This window comes from Bacillus sp. SIMBA_026, from assembly GCF_046535335.1.
GTDB lineage: Bacteria > Bacillota > Bacilli > Bacillales > Bacillaceae > Bacillus > Bacillus velezensis.
Genome location: NZ_JAWRWX010000023.1, coordinates 1 through 562, shown reverse-complemented (window position 1 = coordinate 562; position 562 = coordinate 1). Strand labels below are relative to the sequence as shown.

Genomic DNA, 562 nt, shown 5'->3' with positions numbered 1-562 from the left:
GATATGGCCATGAATGGCGTTGGATGCCGGGCAACTGCCCGCATTATGGGCGTTGGCCTCAACACGATTTTACGTCACTTAAAAAACTCAGGCCGCAGTCGGTAACCTCGCGCATACAGCCGGGCAGTGACGTCATCGTCTGCGCGGAAATGGACGAACAGTGGGGCTATGTCGGGGCTAAATCGCGCCAGCGCTGGCTGTTTTACGCGTATGACAGGCTCCGGAAGACGGTTGTTGCGCACGTATTCGGTGAACGCACTATGGCGACGCTGGGGCGTCTTATGAGCCTGATGTCACCCTTTGACGTGGTGATATGGATGACGGATGGCTGGCCGCTGTATGAATCCCGCCTGAAGGGAAAGCTGCACGTAATCAGCAAGCGATATACGCAGCGAATTGAGCGGCATAACCTGAATCTGAGGCAGCACCTGGCACGGCTGGGACGGAAGTCGCTGTCGTTCTCAAAATCGGTGGAGCTGCATGACAAAGTCATCGGGCATTATCTGAACATAAAACACTATCAATAAGTTGGAGTCATTACCGACGGCCTGCACTATTTCTC

General features: G+C 54.3%; 1 pseudogene. It reads left to right on the top strand.

The window, feature by feature from the left end:
- Nucleotides 1-527 (top strand): annotated as a pseudogene (locus SB847_RS20475) (IS1-like element IS1B family transposase); the annotation flags it as partial.
- Nucleotides 528-562 lie beyond the last annotated feature (35 nt).